Source organism: Burkholderia sp. PvR073, from assembly GCF_054055695.1.
Genome location: NZ_JBSRXO010000015.1, coordinates 67,106 through 83,442, shown reverse-complemented (window position 1 = coordinate 83,442; position 16,337 = coordinate 67,106). Strand labels below are relative to the sequence as shown.

General features: G+C 65.9%; 15 protein-coding genes and 1 pseudogene. 5 read left to right on the top strand and 11 right to left on the bottom strand.

The window, feature by feature from the left end; all coding sequences use genetic code 11:
• Positions 1 to 44: 44 nt before the first annotated feature.
• A pseudogene (locus ACVK00_RS31045) lies at positions 45 to 191 on the top strand (epoxide hydrolase); the annotation flags it as partial.
• 31 nt (positions 192 to 222) lie between these two features.
• Here the strand turns inward: ACVK00_RS31045 and ACVK00_RS31040 are convergent.
• On the bottom strand, positions 223 to 870 hold the full coding sequence (locus ACVK00_RS31040) for a LysE family translocator (RefSeq protein WP_228910389.1): 648 nt from the start codon (positions 868 to 870) through the stop codon (positions 223 to 225).
• Positions 871 to 981: 111 nt separating this feature from the next.
• Between ACVK00_RS31040 and ACVK00_RS31035 the strand changes: the two genes are divergently transcribed.
• Entirely contained in the window at positions 982 to 1,833 is an 852-nt protein-coding gene (locus tag ACVK00_RS31035) for a LysR substrate-binding domain-containing protein (protein WP_228910388.1), read from the top strand.
• A 24-nt stretch (positions 1,834 to 1,857) separates the two neighbouring features.
• On the opposite strand, the gene ACVK00_RS31030 is transcribed toward ACVK00_RS31035, so the two are convergent.
• The gene (locus tag ACVK00_RS31030; RefSeq protein WP_105830246.1) at positions 1,858 to 2,748 is read right to left on the bottom strand and encodes a LysR substrate-binding domain-containing protein; all 891 of its coding nucleotides are present in this window, start codon (positions 2,746 to 2,748) and stop codon (positions 1,858 to 1,860) included.
• Between the two features lie 153 nt (positions 2,749 to 2,901).
• Here ACVK00_RS31030 and ydiJ point away from each other — a divergent pair, with 153 nt between their 5' ends.
• Complete coding sequence (gene ydiJ / locus ACVK00_RS31025; RefSeq protein ID WP_284901102.1) at positions 2,902 to 5,961, top strand: D-2-hydroxyglutarate dehydrogenase YdiJ; 3,060 nt, start codon at positions 2,902 to 2,904, stop codon at positions 5,959 to 5,961.
• 222 nt (positions 5,962 to 6,183) lie between these two features.
• Here the strand turns inward: ydiJ and ACVK00_RS31020 are convergent, their stop codons facing one another.
• Positions 6,184 to 6,870 carry an autoinducer binding domain-containing protein gene (locus ACVK00_RS31020; protein ID WP_228910385.1) on the bottom strand — a complete coding sequence of 229 codons (687 nt, stop codon included), beginning with the start codon at positions 6,868 to 6,870 and terminating at the stop codon, positions 6,184 to 6,186.
• 584 nt (positions 6,871 to 7,454) lie between these two features.
• Positions 7,455 to 8,054 (bottom strand): LysE family translocator, encoded by a 600-nt coding sequence (locus tag ACVK00_RS31015; RefSeq protein WP_006756557.1) that lies wholly within the window; start codon positions 8,052 to 8,054, stop codon positions 7,455 to 7,457.
• Positions 8,055 to 8,209: 155 nt separating this feature from the next.
• Between ACVK00_RS31015 and ACVK00_RS31010 the strand changes: the two genes are divergently transcribed.
• Complete coding sequence (locus ACVK00_RS31010) at positions 8,210 to 9,115, top strand: LysR family transcriptional regulator (protein ID WP_284901104.1); 906 nt, start codon at positions 8,210 to 8,212, stop codon at positions 9,113 to 9,115.
• 211 nt (positions 9,116 to 9,326) lie between these two features.
• Positions 9,327 to 10,571: a cation:proton antiporter gene (locus tag ACVK00_RS31005; RefSeq protein ID WP_284901106.1), complete on the top strand. Its 1,245-nt coding sequence runs from the start codon at positions 9,327 to 9,329 to the stop codon at positions 10,569 to 10,571.
• A gap of 73 nt (positions 10,572 to 10,644) precedes the next feature.
• Here ACVK00_RS31005 and ACVK00_RS31000 read toward each other — a convergent pair whose 3' ends face one another.
• The 7 genes from ACVK00_RS31000 to ACVK00_RS30970 all read right to left on the bottom strand — a co-directional run bounded on the left by ACVK00_RS31000 (position 10,645) and on the right by ACVK00_RS30970 (position 16,332).
• Positions 10,645 to 11,847, bottom strand: coding sequence for an aminotransferase-like domain-containing protein (locus ACVK00_RS31000; RefSeq protein WP_284901108.1), 1,203 nt, complete (start codon positions 11,845 to 11,847; stop codon positions 10,645 to 10,647).
• Between the two features lie 131 nt (positions 11,848 to 11,978).
• Complete coding sequence (locus tag ACVK00_RS30995; protein WP_175763707.1) at positions 11,979 to 12,800, bottom strand: hypothetical protein; 822 nt, start codon at positions 12,798 to 12,800, stop codon at positions 11,979 to 11,981.
• Between the two features lie 24 nt (positions 12,801 to 12,824).
• Positions 12,825 to 13,874, bottom strand: coding sequence for a succinylglutamate desuccinylase/aspartoacylase domain-containing protein (locus ACVK00_RS30990; RefSeq protein WP_284901113.1), 1,050 nt, complete (start codon positions 13,872 to 13,874; stop codon positions 12,825 to 12,827).
• A complete protein-coding gene (locus ACVK00_RS30985; protein WP_006749753.1) occupies positions 13,874 to 14,695 on the bottom strand; it encodes a hypothetical protein in 822 nt (273 codons plus the stop codon). Before ACVK00_RS30985 ends, ACVK00_RS30990 begins: the two co-directional genes overlap by 1 nt.
• A gap of 47 nt (positions 14,696 to 14,742) precedes the next feature.
• Complete coding sequence (locus tag ACVK00_RS30980) at positions 14,743 to 15,063, bottom strand: acyl carrier protein (RefSeq protein ID WP_284901115.1); 321 nt, start codon at positions 15,061 to 15,063, stop codon at positions 14,743 to 14,745.
• 18 nt (positions 15,064 to 15,081) lie between these two features.
• Positions 15,082 to 16,008, bottom strand: a complete 927-nt coding sequence (locus tag ACVK00_RS30975) for a chlorinating enzyme (RefSeq protein ID WP_228910378.1) — start codon at positions 16,006 to 16,008, stop codon at positions 15,082 to 15,084.
• Positions 16,009 to 16,086: 78 nt separating this feature from the next.
• Positions 16,087 to 16,332, bottom strand: a complete 246-nt coding sequence (locus tag ACVK00_RS30970) for an acyl carrier protein (protein ID WP_006749750.1) — start codon at positions 16,330 to 16,332, stop codon at positions 16,087 to 16,089.
• Between the last annotated feature and the right edge of the window lie 5 nt (positions 16,333 to 16,337).

The window sequence follows — 16,337 nt, the reverse complement described above, 5'->3', positions numbered from 1 at the left end:
AGTGCGGATGTAGATCACCTGCCAAACAGGAGCGTGTATGCCAATACGCGGCGCCCAAACGTTGGACGGTGAACACGTATCCGAGGCTGATCCACTGCAACCGTTTGCCCAGGGGCGGCCACTTTGCGGCCTGGGAACAGCCTCAGGCGCTGTCGGAAGAACTGCGCGCGAGTTTCCGCGCGCTGCGCTGAACGGCATTCGTTCGATAGTGCGATTGCCGAATCAAGCCACGCCCGCCATCTTCGATGCATCGACGACCATCTGCACGCCGAGACCGCCGAGGATGACGCCCATCGCCCAGCGCTGCGCGAGCAGCAGCGTCGGACGAGCGTGCAGGTACTTCGCGATGCTGCTCGAGCAGATCGCGACCAGCCCGTTTGCCGAAGCGAACGCCGCGATCAACAACGAACCGAGAAACAGCGACTGGCCGAACACGCTGCCCTGCCGGTAGTCGATGAACTGCGGCAGCAGCGACACGAACAGCATCGCGAGCTTCGGATTCAGCACGCTGGTGGTCGCGCCCATCGCGAGCAGCCGCAGCGGCTGCTCGTTCGGCAGCGTCCGCACCTCGAACGGCGAACGGCCGCCGGGCCGCACGGCCTGCCATGCGAGGTAGAGCAGATAGGCGGCGCCCACCACGCCGAGCACCGTGCCCGCATACGGCACGCTCATGAACAGCGTCGTGATGCCGAACGCCGCGCCGAACATGTAGAACAGGTAGCCGATCATCACGCCGGCGAGCGAAATGAGCCCGGCCGCACGCCCCTGCGCGATCGAGCGCGACATCACGTAGACCATGTTCGGCCCCGGCGTGACCGCAAGCATGCCGCCAATGACGAGAAACCCGTAGAGCGATCCGGACGTATGCATGTTGTTCGCTTCCTGCATCGAATGAGTGCTGACGGGATTCATTGTCCGACCATGGGGGCAGACAGTAAAACGGGATAAACTGAATCGATTAATCAGTTTTTCTGAATCCACATGAAAAAGCTCGACCTCGATGTGCTCGCGATGGTGGTGGCCGTCGCGGAATCCGGATCGTTCGCGCAGGGCGCGCAGGCCGTGCACCGGTCGCCGTCGGCGGTGAGCATGCAGATCAAGGCGCTGGAGGATGCGCTCGGCAAGCCGCTGTTCATCCGCGACACGCGCAACGTCACGGCCACCGACGACGGCCGCGTGCTCGCCGAATACGGCCGCCGGATGCTGGCGATGCGCGACGAGGCGTGGGCGTCGGTCGTGCGGCCGGAGATCCGCGGTCGCGTGACGATCGGCGTGCCCGACGACTACATCTCGTCGCTGCTGCCGCAGGTGCTCGGCAAGTTCGCGGCGATGCATCCGCGCGTCGAAGTGCGCGTGATCGGCCAGCCGAGCAGCGCGCTCGTGCCGATGCTGAAGGACAACACGGTCGACCTCGCGTGCCTCACGCGCATCAAGGGCGTGACCGGCGAGCTGATCCGGATGGAGCCGCTCGTCTGGGTCGGCTCACCCAAGCGTAACGTGTGGGAAGAGCGGCCGCTGCCGGTCGCGTTCTTCACGCACGGCGGCAGCATGGCGCGCGATCACGCGGTCAAGGCGCTGAACCGGCAGAAGATCCCGTACCGGATGTCTTACGAAAGCCCGAGCCACCTCGGGCTACTGAGCATGGTCGAGGCCGGGCTCGCGGTCGCGCCGCTCGCGCGCTGCTGCATTCCCGATCATCTCGTGCAGCTTTCGGAAAGCCACGGGCTGCCGCCGCTCGGCGAACTCGAGGTCGTGCTGGCGCGCAGCGCCAAGTCGGCGCGGCCGCCGTGCGACTACCTGGCGGAGCAGATTCTCGATGAATGGCGCGCGTGATCGCGCGGTTCGTCCGGCGGCGCGTCAGCACGATTTCAGCAGCCATTCCCGAAACGCCACCAGCGACGGCAGCGTGTCGTTTTCCGGCGGGTACACGAGGTAGTAGCTGCGCTGGCTGGTGATCGCGTCGCCGATCGATACGAGCTCGTTGCGGCTCAGTTCGTCTTCGACCAGCACCTTCGGCACGAGGCCGATTCCCATGCCGGCCCGCACGGCCTGGATCAGGTGCGACGTCAGCTCGAAGCTCGGGCCGATCCGCATCTCGCGATGATCGAGGCCGAAGTGCGAGAACCATTCCGCCCACGCGTGCTGATTGCTCGTCACGCCCAGCAGCGTCTGCCCGACCGCCCATGCCGGCGCGCGCGGGCCGGCCTTGCGGCGCCCGGCCGCATCGGGGCTCGCGATCGCGATCAGGAACTCGTTGTACAGCCGGTGCGCGTGCAGGCCGGGCCAGTCGCCCGCGCCGACGGTGATGGCCGCGTCGAGATCGTCGGTATGGAAGTCGATGCCGCCGATCCGCGAATGCAGGTGCACGGTCACGCCCGGATGCGCGGCGTAGAAGTCGTGCAGGTGCGGCAGCAGCCATTTCGAGCCGAAGGTCGGCAAGGTCGCGAGCCGCAGCGTGCCGGCGCCGGCCTGATGCGACATCGCCTGCAGCGTCGCGCCGCGGATGCGCCCGAGCGCGCCGCTCAGCTCGACGAAGTAGCGCCGCCCGACTTCCGTCAGCTTCACGGAGCGGCCCTCACGCCGGAACAGCGGCACGCCGAGCTGGTCCTCGAGCGTTTGCACCTGCCGGCTGATCGCGCTCTGGCTCAACGACAGCTCGTCGGCGGCGCGCGTGTAGCTTTCGTGGCGCGCGGCGGCCTCGAACACCAGCAACAGCGACATGGACGGGGTCAGGCGACGGTAATTCATGAGTTTTATGCAAGTTTTGCCGGGGGAGAATTCGTTTGTTTCTCGCGCTGATTCGCAAGATACTGGATTTCCGTGTTGCGTGGAATCTTGCTCAAAACTCATGTTTCTGATCGAGACAGCGCACCGGCTTCATCCATCTCGCGCTTTCATCCCATGTCGATCGCTCCGTTGCCCCGTCCCGTCAGCCCGCCCGAGGCCCGTTACCGCGACTTTCTCGCCGCCCTCCAGGCCGCCGGATTCGCCGGCGAAATCCGCGCGGACCATGCGAACCGGACCGTGCAGGCGACCGACAACTCGATCTACCAGCGTCTGCCGCAGGCAGTGATCTGTCCCGCGCATGCGGAGGACGTGCGGCTCCTCGCGCGGTTGCTGGCTGACCCCGCGCACCGCGACGTCGCGGTGGCCGCGCGCGGCGGCGGCACCGGCACCAACGGGCAGTCGCTGACCGACGGCGTGGTCGTGGACCTGTCGCGCAACATGAACCGGATCCTCGAAATCAACGCCGATGAGCGTTGGGTGCGCGTGCAGGCAGGCGTCGTCAAGGACCAGCTCAATGCCGCGCTGAAGCCGCATGGCCTCTTTTTCGCGCCGGAGCTGTCGACGTCGAACCGCGCGACGGTCGGCGGGATGATCAACACCGATGCGAGCGGGCAAGGCAGCTGCACGTACGGCAAGACGCGCGACCACGTGCTGGCGCTCGACTTCGTGCTGATGGGCGGCGAGCAGCTGCACAGCGACGCGCTCGCGGACGACGAGCTGGAACGCCGCTGCGCGCGGCAGGACCGGGTCGGCAAGGTCTATCGCACCGCGCGCCGCATCAGCGACGAAAAAGCCGCGCTGATCGACGCGAAGTTTCCGAAGCTCAATCGCTGCCTGACCGGCTACGATCTCGCGCACCTGCGCGAACCGGACGGCCGCTTCAACCTGAACAGCGTGCTGTGCGGCGCCGAAGGCTCGCTCGGCTTCGTCGTCGAGGCGAAGCTGAACGTGCTGCCGATCCCGAAGGTGTCGGTGCTGGTGAACGTGCGCTACGCCGGCTTCATGGACGCGTTGCGCGATGCGCGTGCGCTGCTCGCGCTCAAGCCGCTGTCGATCGAGACGGTCGACTCGAAGGTGCTGATGCTCGCGATGAAGGATTTCGTGTGGAGCAGCGTGGCTGAGTATTTCCCGCAGGACGAAGCACGTCCGACGCTCGGCATCAACCTGATCGAATTCAGCGGCGACGATGCGCAGGACGTCGATGCGCGCGTGCGTGCGTTCGTCGAGCATCTGCGCACCGACACGAGCGTGGAGCGCCTGGGCCACACGCTCGCGACCGGTGACGATGCGGTCAAGCGCGTGTACGCGATGCGCAAGCGCGCGGTCGGCCTGCTCGGCAACGTGCAGGGCGAGGCGCGCCCGCAGCCGTTCGTCGAGGACACCGCGGTGCCGCCCGAGAACCTGGCCGCGTACATCGCCGAATTCCGCGCGCTGCTCGACGGCCACGGGCTGCAGTACGGGATGTTCGGCCACGTCGACGCGGGTGTGCTGCACGTGCGTCCGGCGCTCGACATGAAGGACCCGAAGCAGGCCGCACTGGTGCGGCCGGTGTCGGACGCGGTGGCCGAACTCACGCAGCGGCATGGTGGCCTGTTATGGGGAGAGCACGGCAAGGGCGTGCGCTCCGAATATGCGCCGGCGTTCTTCGGCGAGCTGTATCCGTCGCTGCAGCAGCTGAAGGCCGCGTTCGATCCGCACAACCAGTTCAACCCGGGCAAGATCGCGACGCCGCCGGACCACACGCTGCGGCTGCTGAAGATCGACGAGGTGCCCACGCGCGGCGACCACGACCGGCAGATCGACGAGCGCGTGTGGCAGAGCTACGGCACGGCGATGCACTGCAACGGCAACGGCGCGTGCTACAACTTCGATCCGGACGACGCGATGTGCCCGTCGTGGAAGGCGACGCGCGAACGGGTGCAGTCGCCGAAGGGGCGCGCGTCGCTGATGCGCGAATGGTTGCGCCTGCAAGGACAGGCCGGCATCGACGTCGTCGCGGCGGCGCGTGCACGGCAGCCGTTCCTGCGCGGTCTCGCGGCCCGCTGGCGCAACAGCCGCGCCGCGCGCAACGGTGAAGCCGACTTCTCGCACGAGGTGTATGACGCGATGGCCGGCTGCCTCGCGTGCAAATCGTGCGCGGGACAGTGCCCGGTCAAGGTCAACGTGCCCGAGTTCCGCTCGCGCTTTCTCGAGCTGTATCACCAGCGCTACCTGCGGCCGGTGCGCGACTACCTGATCGGCTCGCTCGAATTCACGATGCCGTGGATGGCGCGCGTGCCGGCGCTGTACAACGGGCTGATGCGCGCCGGCTGGGTGCGCACGCTGCTCGAGCGGCACGTCGGCATGGTCGACAGCCCGCTCTTGAGCCGCTTCGATCTCGCGGCCGTGATCCGGCAGTGGAACGTGCGGCCGGCCGATCCGCACGCGCTCGCCGCGCTGAGCGACGCGCAGCGCATGCGCAGCGTCGTCATCGTGCAGGACACGTTCACGCGCTATTTCGACACCGAGCAGCTGGCGACGCTGATCGAGCTGGCCGCGCGCATCGGCTTCCAGGTGTGGCTGGCGCCGCTCGCGCCGAACGGCAAGGCGCTGCATGTGCAGGGCTTTCTTCGCGCGTTCGAGAAGGCGGCGATTCGCAACGCGACGCAACTGGCCGCGCTCGCGCGCTCGGGCGTCGCACTCGTCGGCCTCGATCCGGCGATGACGCTCACCTATCGGCAGGAATACCTGAAGGTGACGGGGCTGGCCGACGTGCCGAAGGTCGCGCTGCCGCAGGAGTGGCTGCTGCACGCGCTGCCGGATGTCGGCGCGGGCGCAGGCGCGGGCGATCCAGCGGCAGCGTACCGGCTGCTGCCGCATTGCACCGAGAAGACCAACGCGCCGGACAGCGGCAAGCAGTGGGCGCAGGTGTTCGCGCGTCGCGGGCTGCGCCTGGCGGTGCAGGCGACCGGATGCTGCGGGATGTCGGGGACCTACGGGCACGAGGCGCGCAACCTGCACACATCGAAGACGATCTATGCGCAATCGTGGGCTGCGCATGTCGATGCGCCGCAAGCGCAGGGCGAAGTGCTGGCGACCGGGTATTCGTGCCGCAGCCAGGTGAAGCGCATGTCCGCGCGGCAGGTGCGCCATCCGCTGCAGGCGCTGCTCGATCACGTGCGTCATGGGCTTTGACGGCCGGTCGAATCGTCGATGCGGGGGCGCGAGGCGCCTGCGGCAGTGTGCGGAGCACGGTGCATCTGCGTTCGGCATGGCCGGCGCCGGCATGAGGCCGGACACCGGGGCGGCGGACGGGTTCCGCATGCGGCTGGACCTGCAGCGTGCATGTACGCGCTTCAGGCACGCATGCCGTTGTGACGGCAACCGATACGGGAGACCGAATCGCGCCGCCGGTAATTAGTAGATGATGCCGAGCAACACGGCCTTGACGATGGCTTGTGTCTTGTTGACCGAGTTAAGTTTCTCCATGATGTTCTGCATGTGGAAGGTGATGGTTCGCTCCGATATCGAAAGAATGGAAGCGATTTCCAGTGCGGTCTTCCCGTCAGCGGCCCATTTCAGTACTTCCTTTTCGCGCGTGGTGAACGGGCCCATTTGCATCGCGGCCGCGGGCGCGTCAACCAGGCGCGAATTCACCGCGTGAGCGGCGTGCGCCAGATAGATCAGCCGGCTTTCCGTGGCGGCAAGTTCCAGATCCGAAATGGGGTCCGCGCTGCGCGCGACGCTCCACATCGCGATGCGCCCGTGTTTGTCGCGGATGGGCTGGGACCAGCCGTGCGCAACACCATGCGCCTTCGCTTCTTCCCAGAATGGTTCATCGGCACGTGCGTCGACGGGCCATACAAGGGGTGACGTATAGATCAGCCCGTAACGGACGACGGGGTCGCGTGCGAAATAATTTCCCTCGAGGTAGCGCTGTTGCCAGGATTCGGGATAGGTATTGCGTGTACGGAACGTGGGCCGGGTCACGGGTAAGGGGTCGCGTGCGCCATAGGCGCACATTTCAAAATCGAGCGCGCGTGCCTGGGCGGCAACGATTTCGAATACATCGTCGAAGCTCAGCGCGCGCGACAACGTCGTCATGACGTCTTCTCTCCATGCATCCACAACAATCTCCAAATAGCGTGTAGTGTCAAACGCACGCGGTCGATGACCAGGCCGCGTGCGCGGACGACATGTTCGCTGCGCATGGAGCCGGGAAGCTCGAGCCCTCGCGCAACACAGTGATCTAGGAGGTTTCCGCGGCGTGTCGATATCGACTGGCTGAATCAGTCGGGGAAGAAGCGTGAAGCCCTTCGAGTGCCACCGACGTGATGCACCCGGTTCCGACCGGATGCTGTTGTGTTTGTTGTTTTGGAAAGCGCGCTGACCCCGGCGCCTGAAGTGCTTCAAGAATGCTTTCGCCGGCTGCACGCACGGATGCTTCGCACGTGCGTCATGCAGACCCGGTTGCGTCGTCGAGGCACGGCGACGACCCAGCCGGCGTCCGGCCGGCAGACGATCCGTCAAGCGTCGAATCGAATCTCCAGCGAAGCGCTCGATCGTGGTGTAGTCGAGCGTTGTCGACGGCGCGGTACGACGAACCGCCGTTTGTTCTTGTTGGCTACGCGCATCTCGTGTGCTGCGCGCACGTCGCCTCTTTCATGCGGTACGGCATGTCTGCACGATCAGTCGATCCAGATGGGCACGATCGAAAGCGCGAGCAGGAGTCCCAGCGTAACGTTTGCGATGCGCCAATGACGGTCGGTCCGCAGCGTGCGGCCGAGCAGCACGCCGGCCGTACACCACAGCACGAGGGAGAAGATCGCTGCGATGCCGAATGCAATACCGAGTATCACGGCGAGGTGCATCGGGTCGGGCGTCAGCGCCGCGAACGACGCGGCCGCGCCGAGCGCCATCGTCCATCCTTTCGGATTGAGCCACAGCAGCAGCGCGCCACCGATGAAGCTGGTCGGCGTTTGCGATGCATTCACGTGATTCTTGGGGGCGCCGCTCGACGCGATTTTCCACGCGAGCCACAGAAGGTAGGCGGAGCCCAGCACTTTCATGATCAGTTGCAGCGCCGGCACCGCGTGCAGCAGCCCGGCCAGCCCGGCCGCCGCGATGGCCGCGAGCGATGCGAGGCCGAGCGCGATGCCGCCGAGCAGCGGCACGCTGCGCCTGAACCCGAACTGCGTGCCCGACGCCGTCGCGAGCGTGGTCGCGCCGCCCGGCGTGATGGTGGCGACGATGACGAACACGATCAGGGAGAACAGCGTCTGGGACATGGTTGGACAACCTCGTATGAAGAGCTGGCGGCTTTGGAATCCGTCTTGGCGCGAATGGGATCGGGTGCCTGACAAACTCTAAAAGTCTTTCGCAAGCTAGGGTATGGAATGTTTATAATGAGCCTATTAGCGTTGCTAATACTCTATTTGCCCCCATGCCCCGCAATCTCGATACGAGTCTGTTGCGCACCTTTGTCACCGTTTCGCGTCGTTCGACCATGACGGCGGCGGCGCACGCGCTGCATCTGACCCAGGGCGCGATCAGCCAGCAGATCAAGCGGCTCGAGGAGTGCTTTGGCCAGCGGCTGTTCGATCGGTCGCAGGGGCGGCTGAAACTCACTGCCGCGGGCGAACGTCTGCTCGAGCGGGCGGAGCAGCTCGTGCGGCTCAACGACCGCATCTGGGACGACATGAGCGAGCCGGTATTTGCCGGCGTGCTGCGCGTCGGCGCGCCGTCCGATCTGGTCGGCACCTATCTCGCCGGCATTTTCAAGGCGTTTGCTCACCACTATCCGCACGTCGAGATCGTGCTCGTCAACCTAGCGTCGGTCGAACTGTCGGCCGCGCTGCTCGATGGAAGAGTCGATATCGCGGTGATCGAGCAGCCGGCGAGCGAGCCCGGCGGGGAGTGCCTGCGCATCGAGCCGCTCGCGTGGGTCGGCGCGGTCGGAGGCAGCGCGCACGTGAAGCGGCCGCTGGCGGTGTCGATCGTCAGCGACGCGTGCGTGTTCCGCCCGGCATTGTTCGACGCGTTGATGCAGCACGAGATCGCGTGGCGGACGGTGTTCGAAAACGGCGACATCGAGGCGACGAAGGCGACCGTCCGGATGGACATGGCGGTGACCGCATGGCTCGCGTCGACGGTCCCCTCCGATCTGCAGATGCTGCGACCGGCGCAGGGTTTGCCCACGTTGCCGGATTTCGCCGTGACCTTGCATCTGCCGCCATCCGGCACGACGCCGCTGGTCGAGGAAATGGCGAACTTCATTCGAAACGGTTTTCTCGACGCGCCGTCCGTTGGCGACGGCAGGTTGTCCGGTGCGGCCGATCGCGCGGCCTGAGCGCGCGTTCGGATGCGGCCGTCGCCGGACGCCGCCCGCCTGTAGGTCCTTCCAGTATCGCTGCGCGTAGCCGCCCTATAGGATCGATGCCGAGATTCGGTTGACGGCATCGCGACGCGTGCGTACTGCGCGCGTTGCGACCGCGTTCGACCACACTTCGGCCTTGCGCCGCTTCCCCGTTTCCGCCAGTCGATTTTTCCCGAGGCATTCCATGACTATCTGGTTGCTGCAACTCATGCTCGTGATCGCGTGCTGCAACGTCTGCGGCCGTCTTGCCGAGCGGCTCGGCCAATGTGCGGTCGTCGGCGAAATCGCGGCCGGACTCCTGCTCGGCCCTTCGCTGTTCGGCGCGATCGCACCGGATTTCTACGATGTGCTGTTCGGCGCGCACGCGCCGTCGGCGATGGCGCAGGTCGGTGAGATCGGCCTGGTGTTGCTGATGTTCCAGCTCGGGCTGCACATGGAATTCGGCGTCACGTTGCGCGGCGGCCGGTGGCGCGTGCCCGTCGCCGTCGCGATCGGTGGCTTGTGCATACCGGCCGCGATCGGCATGGTCATCGCGATCGTGTCGAAGGACACGCTTGCGATCGATGCACCGTGGCTGCCGTACGTGCTCTTCTGCGGTGTCGCGCTCGCGGTGTCGGCCGTGCCGGTCATGGCGCGCATCGTCGACGATCTGAGGCTCGGCGCGATGAGCGGCGCGCGGCACGCGATGTCCGCGGCAATGCTGACGGATGCGCTCGGCTGGATGTTGCTGGCGACGATCGCGTCGCTGTCGAACGGGCCCGGCTGGGCCTTCGCGCGCATGCTCGCCAGCTTGCTCGTGTTTCTGGCGCTGAGTGCGTTGCTTGCACGCTTCGTCGTTCGCCCGCTGCTCATGCGATTGGCACAAACGGCGCACGCGACGCGCGACCGGCTGGCGGTGTTGTTCTGCTTCGTGCTGGCGTCGGCGGTCGCAACGTCGCTGATTGGTTTCCATAGCGCATTCGGGGCGCTGTCGGCGGCGCTGTTCGTGCGTCGCGTGCCGGGGCTGGACGTGGAGTGGCGCGCGAATGTCGAGGGCTTCGTGAAGCTCGTGCTGATGCCGGTGTTCTTCGCGTACGCCGGGTTGCACGCGTCGATCGGGATGATCGACGATGCGTCTTCATGGTTGTGGTTCGGCGTGTTTCTCGCCGGCGGGTTCGCGGGCAAGTTCGGCGGCAGCTACGTCGGTGCGCGTGTGACGGGGCTTGCGCCGCGCGACGCGATGCTGGTCGGCTCGCTGATGAATACGCGCGGATTGATGGAACTGATCGTGCTGTCGATCGGGCTGCAGATGCAGATTCTTCCGACCCGCGTCTATACGATCCTCGTCATATTCGCGCTGGTGACGACGGCGCTGACCGCGCCGCTCGTGCGGCTCACGCTGCGCGCGCATTCGCGCTCGGCCCCGGCGATGCAGATCGTCGGCGAGTGACGGGGCGGCGCGCACCGTGAAGCGTATCCGGATGCGCGCCGCGCCGCGCCACGCCGCGACAGCGTCGACTGCGTCAACCGCGAACGACGGCGTCCCACGCACGCTTCAAGCGGCGAGCGGCCTCTTCGGCACTCTGTTCTCCCAGCATCGAGTACGACACGCGCAGCGTGTCGCGCTCCGGATCGGATGCATAGAATGCGTTGCCGGGCACGAACACGACCTTTTCGCGGATGGCCGCTTCGAGCACCTTTTCCGCCGGAACTTGCCGCGCGAAGCGGCACCACAGGAACATCCCGCCTTCGGGTTCGTTGAACGACAGGTCGTTGCCGAATGCGTCGCGCAATGCCTTCGTCAGCGCATCGCGTCGCGTGCGGTAGGCGGTCCGCAGCACCTCGATGCGGGACGCCAGGCGGCCCGACGCGAGATAACGCGCGACGATGTTCTGCGTCAGCGTCGACGTGTGCAGATCGAATGCCTGCTTGGCGACCGCCATCGGCGGACGAAGCGCCGAGGGCGGCACGATCCATCCGACGCGCACGCCGGGCGAGAAGACCTTCGACAAGGTGGACAGGTAGCACACGGTGCGGTTGCCGCCCGGTTGCTGCGAAGCGATCGACAGCAGGCTCGGGATCGCTTCGCCGCTGAAGCGCAACTGGCCGTAGGGGTCGTCCTCGATGATCACGCAACCGTGACGCTGCGCGAGTTCGATCAGGCGGACACGCTGCGCGAGCGGCATCGTGTAGCCGGTCGGATTCGCGAAATTCGGCGTCAGGTAGATCGCCTTGACGCCGCCGCGCCTCAGTTCGCGTTCGACCTGATCGAGATCGAGCCCGTCCGGGCCGCCGTTGATGCCGTCGATCCGGGCGCCGATGAACTGGAATACCTGCAGTGCGGCGACATAGGTCGGCCGTTCGACGAGTACGCGGTCGCCCTGATCGAACAGGACGCGCGCAACGAGATCGAGCCCCTGCTGCGAGCCGGACGTGATCAGCATCGATTCCGACGAAGCCGGTATGCCGAGCGTGCCGGCCCAGTTGCCGATCTGTTGGCGCAAGCCCGATTCGCCCTCGGTGAGGCCATACTGGAAGAGGTCGCGGTGCTCGTCGCGCAGGATGGCGCCGAGTGCGTCGTCGATGCCGTCCATGTCGAACAGGTCGGAAGCGGGGATGCCGCCGGCCAGCGAGATCACGTCCGGATTCTTGCTGAATTCCAGCAGCTCGCGCACTGCGGAGGACTTGATGCCACGCGCGCGCATGGCCAGCACGATGTCGTTCATGGAGGTGCCTGTTGTCGAAGATGCCGGCGCTCACGGCCGCCGGAAGTGAAAAAGGCCGGCAGGTTCGTCGAACCGGCCGGCGGATGGGAAGCGTGTCGAGCGAATCGCGCACGAAGCACGATTGCCGTCGCTCAATCGAACATGCGCCAGCCGTCTTCCTGGTGGATCAGGAACAGGCCCATCGTGCGTCGCGTCGACGTACAGCGCTCGATCGCATGCAGGTTCTTGCTCTGGAACAGCGTCAATTGACCGGGCTGCGGCTTCAGCATGATCTTCGCGGCCCGTTCGAGCGCGGCGATCGCACCGGTTTCACGATATTCGGCATGCATCTGGTCGAGGGCGGCGCGGGATTCCGGTCGGTTGTCCCACATCACCATGCCTGCGTCGTTGTCGGCGCCCTGAATGGTCAGGAACCCGCCGAGCTGCCGTGGAAACGATCGCTTCAGCGGCCAGTTCGCGGTGTCGCGCCCGTAGCTCACGTCATCGCAGTGCGGTGCGAAGTTGAACGGCGCCTCGAAGGGTTCGTAGACGCGTCGCGTCGCCAGCAGGAACTCGACTTCGTAGTCGTGCCCGATCGTCAGCGGCCTCGCGTCCAGTGCATCCGAAAACAGGCGAACGAATCGGGTCGTCCGCAGGCCGTCATTGACGCGACAGGCGATCCCGAAGTACTCCGCCGCCTTCGAAACGAGCTTGTCCCCCTGTTCGCGCTGGAGCTGGCCGAGCGTGACCGACGTGGCGACGATACCCGCGTGGTGGGCGTTTTTCGTAAACGGCGAGCTCGAGAAGCCCTCGTCGTCCCACCACGCGTCGCGCTCGCCGTCGGGCACGATGTCCATGACGATGGCGTCGGCTTCGTCCGCATCGAGCGCGTGAACCGCCGCGGCGATGGTCATGTGCTCGGCGCGCGCCGGAGTGCCGAAGCGCATCAGTTGAGCTGGGTAGGTATGCTGCATGATGCCTCCACGTATGCGGAATGATTAGGATTGCGGCATAAGGCAGTCGCCCTTGCCCAGTTCGGACAATGCCGGTTGCCTCAATAGACGGTACAGCTCCGCGGGCTTCGGCTCGGATTCGGATCGCCGGTATTTCGGAAACAGCAGCAGGCCGCTCGTGCCGGCGACGAGCGGCGCGCCGTCCCGCATGCCGAGCCGATCCCCGGCCCGGATCGGCTGAAAATTCCGCAAGCCTGCGTCGAGCCTGACCTCGCCGTCCGGATAGGGGACGATGTGCGCCCACGTGTAGATCGGGTTCGCGCACGCATCGACGGGCGGCAGCGAAGCGCCGAGGACGACCGCGCTGACGGTGGTGATCGCGTCCAGGCACACGCGCACGCCCGCCGCGATCTGGTAGAGGCCGAAGCCCTTCTGGCCAAGCTCGATGCTCAGCGCAACGCCGTCGCCCTGCTGGATGAATTCGTCCGACGTGCAGCCGCCTGCGGACGCGGTGGAAAAGGGCCTGCCCCAATGCGTGACGACGGGCGTGTCCGGTGCGATCGCGTGCGCCAGTTGCAGGCTCGTCGGATGGTAGTTAAAGACGAAGAACGGCGCTTCCGACGGCTCGATCGTCTGATGCAGGTCGACGCAGAAGCGGGCGCGCTTCATCACCGGCTCCATCTCGCGAGCACGCCGGTCGTCGGTCGTGTCGCGCCCGGCGCGACCGAACGTGCGGTTCAAGTCGCGTTCGACGAAGCGCGTGCCGCGCCGTGCGGCCTCGACGTTGCCCAGCAGAAAGCCGATCGACACCGACGGCGCCAGCACGCCGGCCTCCACGTAGCGGCAAAGCGCATTGAGCACGGGGAGTCCGGCGTATTCGTTGCCGTGCGTCAGCGCGATGAACAACAGGTCGAATCGCGGCTCGTGTGCCGCGTTCGCGTGGGGGGGATGGATCACGAAGCCGAAACGCTCGACCCGCTCGACGCGGGCGCGACCGATCGTGCTCGACGCGGCGAACCGTTCGAACACCGCGATCTCCGCGTCGAGCCGACTGCGCGCGGGATCGCCGCCCGCCGTTGAAGCGATGGCTGTCATCAGTGAAACATCCGCCATTGACCGTCATGCCAGACCAGGAACGATCCGAGCGTGCGGCGCACGGTCGTGCATTGCTCGACCGCGTGCATGACGCGCGTGTTGAGAATGTTCAGTTGTCCGGGCCGCCCGTTGATGGTGACGCTGCGCACGCGGTCCAGCCGGTCGATGCGCCGGGTTTGCGCGAATTCGCTCATCAGTTCGTCGAGCTCGGCGCGCGTCGCGGGCCGGTAGTCCCACATGACGAGGCCGGCGCTGTTTTCCGCGTCCTGGACCGACAGGAAGAGCGAGATCTGATCGTAGCCTTCGTCGTAACCATCCTTGATCGGCCAGTTCAGCGGTTCGCGGCCGAAGTGGATCGCGTCGCAATGCGGCGGGACGCTATAGAGCCCGTTGGGCACCGGCTGGTATTCGCGTTTGGATACGAGCGGAAGTTCGCCCCAGTCGCCGACCCGAACCGAACCGGCGCCGAGTTCGCGGGCGCACAGTTTGACGAATTCCGTGTCGCGCAGCGCCGCATTCGTGCGGCCTGCATAGGAGAAGTAGTCGATCAGACCGGGGATCAACTGCTCTTTCACCAGCCGCTGGGTCGGCCCGATCGCGAGCCCCGACTTGCCGGCGCCGGCGAAGCTCTGGTGCTGCGTGACCGGCGGGAAGGCCGGATCGTCCCACCATCGGTCGAGCGCGCTCGGGTCGACCAGATCGACAAGGACCGCGGCGGCCTTGCGATCGCGAATCAGCAATGCGGCATCGGCGAGCGTGAGATCCGCGCGCTCGACCTGCTTGTCGAAATCGTAGATTTCGGCGCGATAGTGCTTGTTCAAAGCGAATTCCTCCGAGGAGAAGGCGATTCAGGACAGTGATCTCGGGACTACCGTGCGGCCACACTCATGGATTCGAGCAGTTTTTCGCTGAAGACGCGAAGACACGGATATTCGAACAGCAGGCGCACCGGCACGTCGTGGCCGAGCTGCCGCTCGAGCTGGGTGCTCACCAGCGCGGCGGAAATCGACGAGCCGCCGATCGTGAAGAAGTCGTCGTCGGGCGTCACGGCGTCGCGGCCGAGGACGCTCGCCACGACGGACGCGACGACGTGGTCGACGCGCCGGACATGAGGTATCTCGATAGGCTGGATCATGGGTTGGCACCGGTCGAATGACGAACGGCGCGCCGCGCCGTGCGCCGGTTTCATGGCCGCGGGTGCGGTCGGTCAGGCGTAGGACGGTTGCTGCGCGAAGCTGACGCCGCGTGCGTTGCGCTCGACGCGGCGGTTATGCCCGAATCGATCCTCGCCGGAGACGAGCACGACGCCGAACTTGTCGAGCGAGATCTTGCTGCCGTATTCGTCGACGGTGTCGGTGTCCGGATAGACCTTGACCGCGGCCGGCACGTAGCGGCTCGCGTAGCCGAGCCGGGTCTGGTCGACCGTGGCGTTCGGAAACGACGAGTGCATCAGCGTCGACCAGAAGATCACGAACTGGCCAGGTTTCATCACGATCGACACGGCCTTGCTCTCGTCCGGTTTCCAGTCCGGATCCTTCTGCAGGCTGCGATAGTCGTAGCCGAAGAAGCCGCGCTTGATGCCGTCCTTCTCGAGGGCATTGATGTTGGACGGATCGAACTGCATCTTCCTCGACTCGTCGTAGAACATCTCTTCATGCGTGCCCGGCACGAACCGCAGACAGCCGTTTTGCTCGGTCGCGTCGGTCAGCGCCGTCCATACCGTGATCGCGCCGCCGAACCGCTGGTCGCCCGGCCACACGATCTGCGGCTGGCCCGACGCATGCGCGAACGTGTCGGCCTGGTGCCAGTCGGTCCCTTCGTCGCCCGGATACTTCGGGAACATCTCCGAACGCCAGCAGATGACGTCGGGCCCGAGAATCGAGTTGAGCCGCTGGACGATTTCCTGCCGGCCGATATGCTCGCTCAGCAGATTGACGTCGAGGTGGCGATCGTAATTGGCGATCGGGCTCGTCGGCGGCAGGTCGTAGACCGCGTATTCACGATCGAACAGCTGCGCGCGGATCGTCTTGTAGCGCTCGCGCGCTTCCTCGGGCGAATACAGCGTGAACGGGCCGATGTAGCCTTGCGCGCGAAAAGTGGCGATTTCCTCGGGCGTCAGTCGAAAGTTCTGCATGGAGGTGCTCCTGGTCGAATCGATTAAATGCATCCGCTTCGAAGGGACGAAGCGGTGTTCGGGAAATGACGCACGCGCTTACGCGAGTTCGGCGGCCGCAGCTTCGTAGATGCCGGCCCAGCCGTCGATCGTGGGCGCAGCCATCAGCTTGCTGGTCGGCACCCGCACCTGCAGCCGGGTTTCGACCTGAATCTGCAGTTCGACGATCGTCAGCGAGCTGGCGCCCCGGTCGAAGAAATCCTCGTCGCCGCGCAGGTCGGCGAAGCCGAGCGTGTCCCGGCAGGTCGAGGCGATCATGTCGGGGATGGCAGTCTTTTCAGTCATTACGT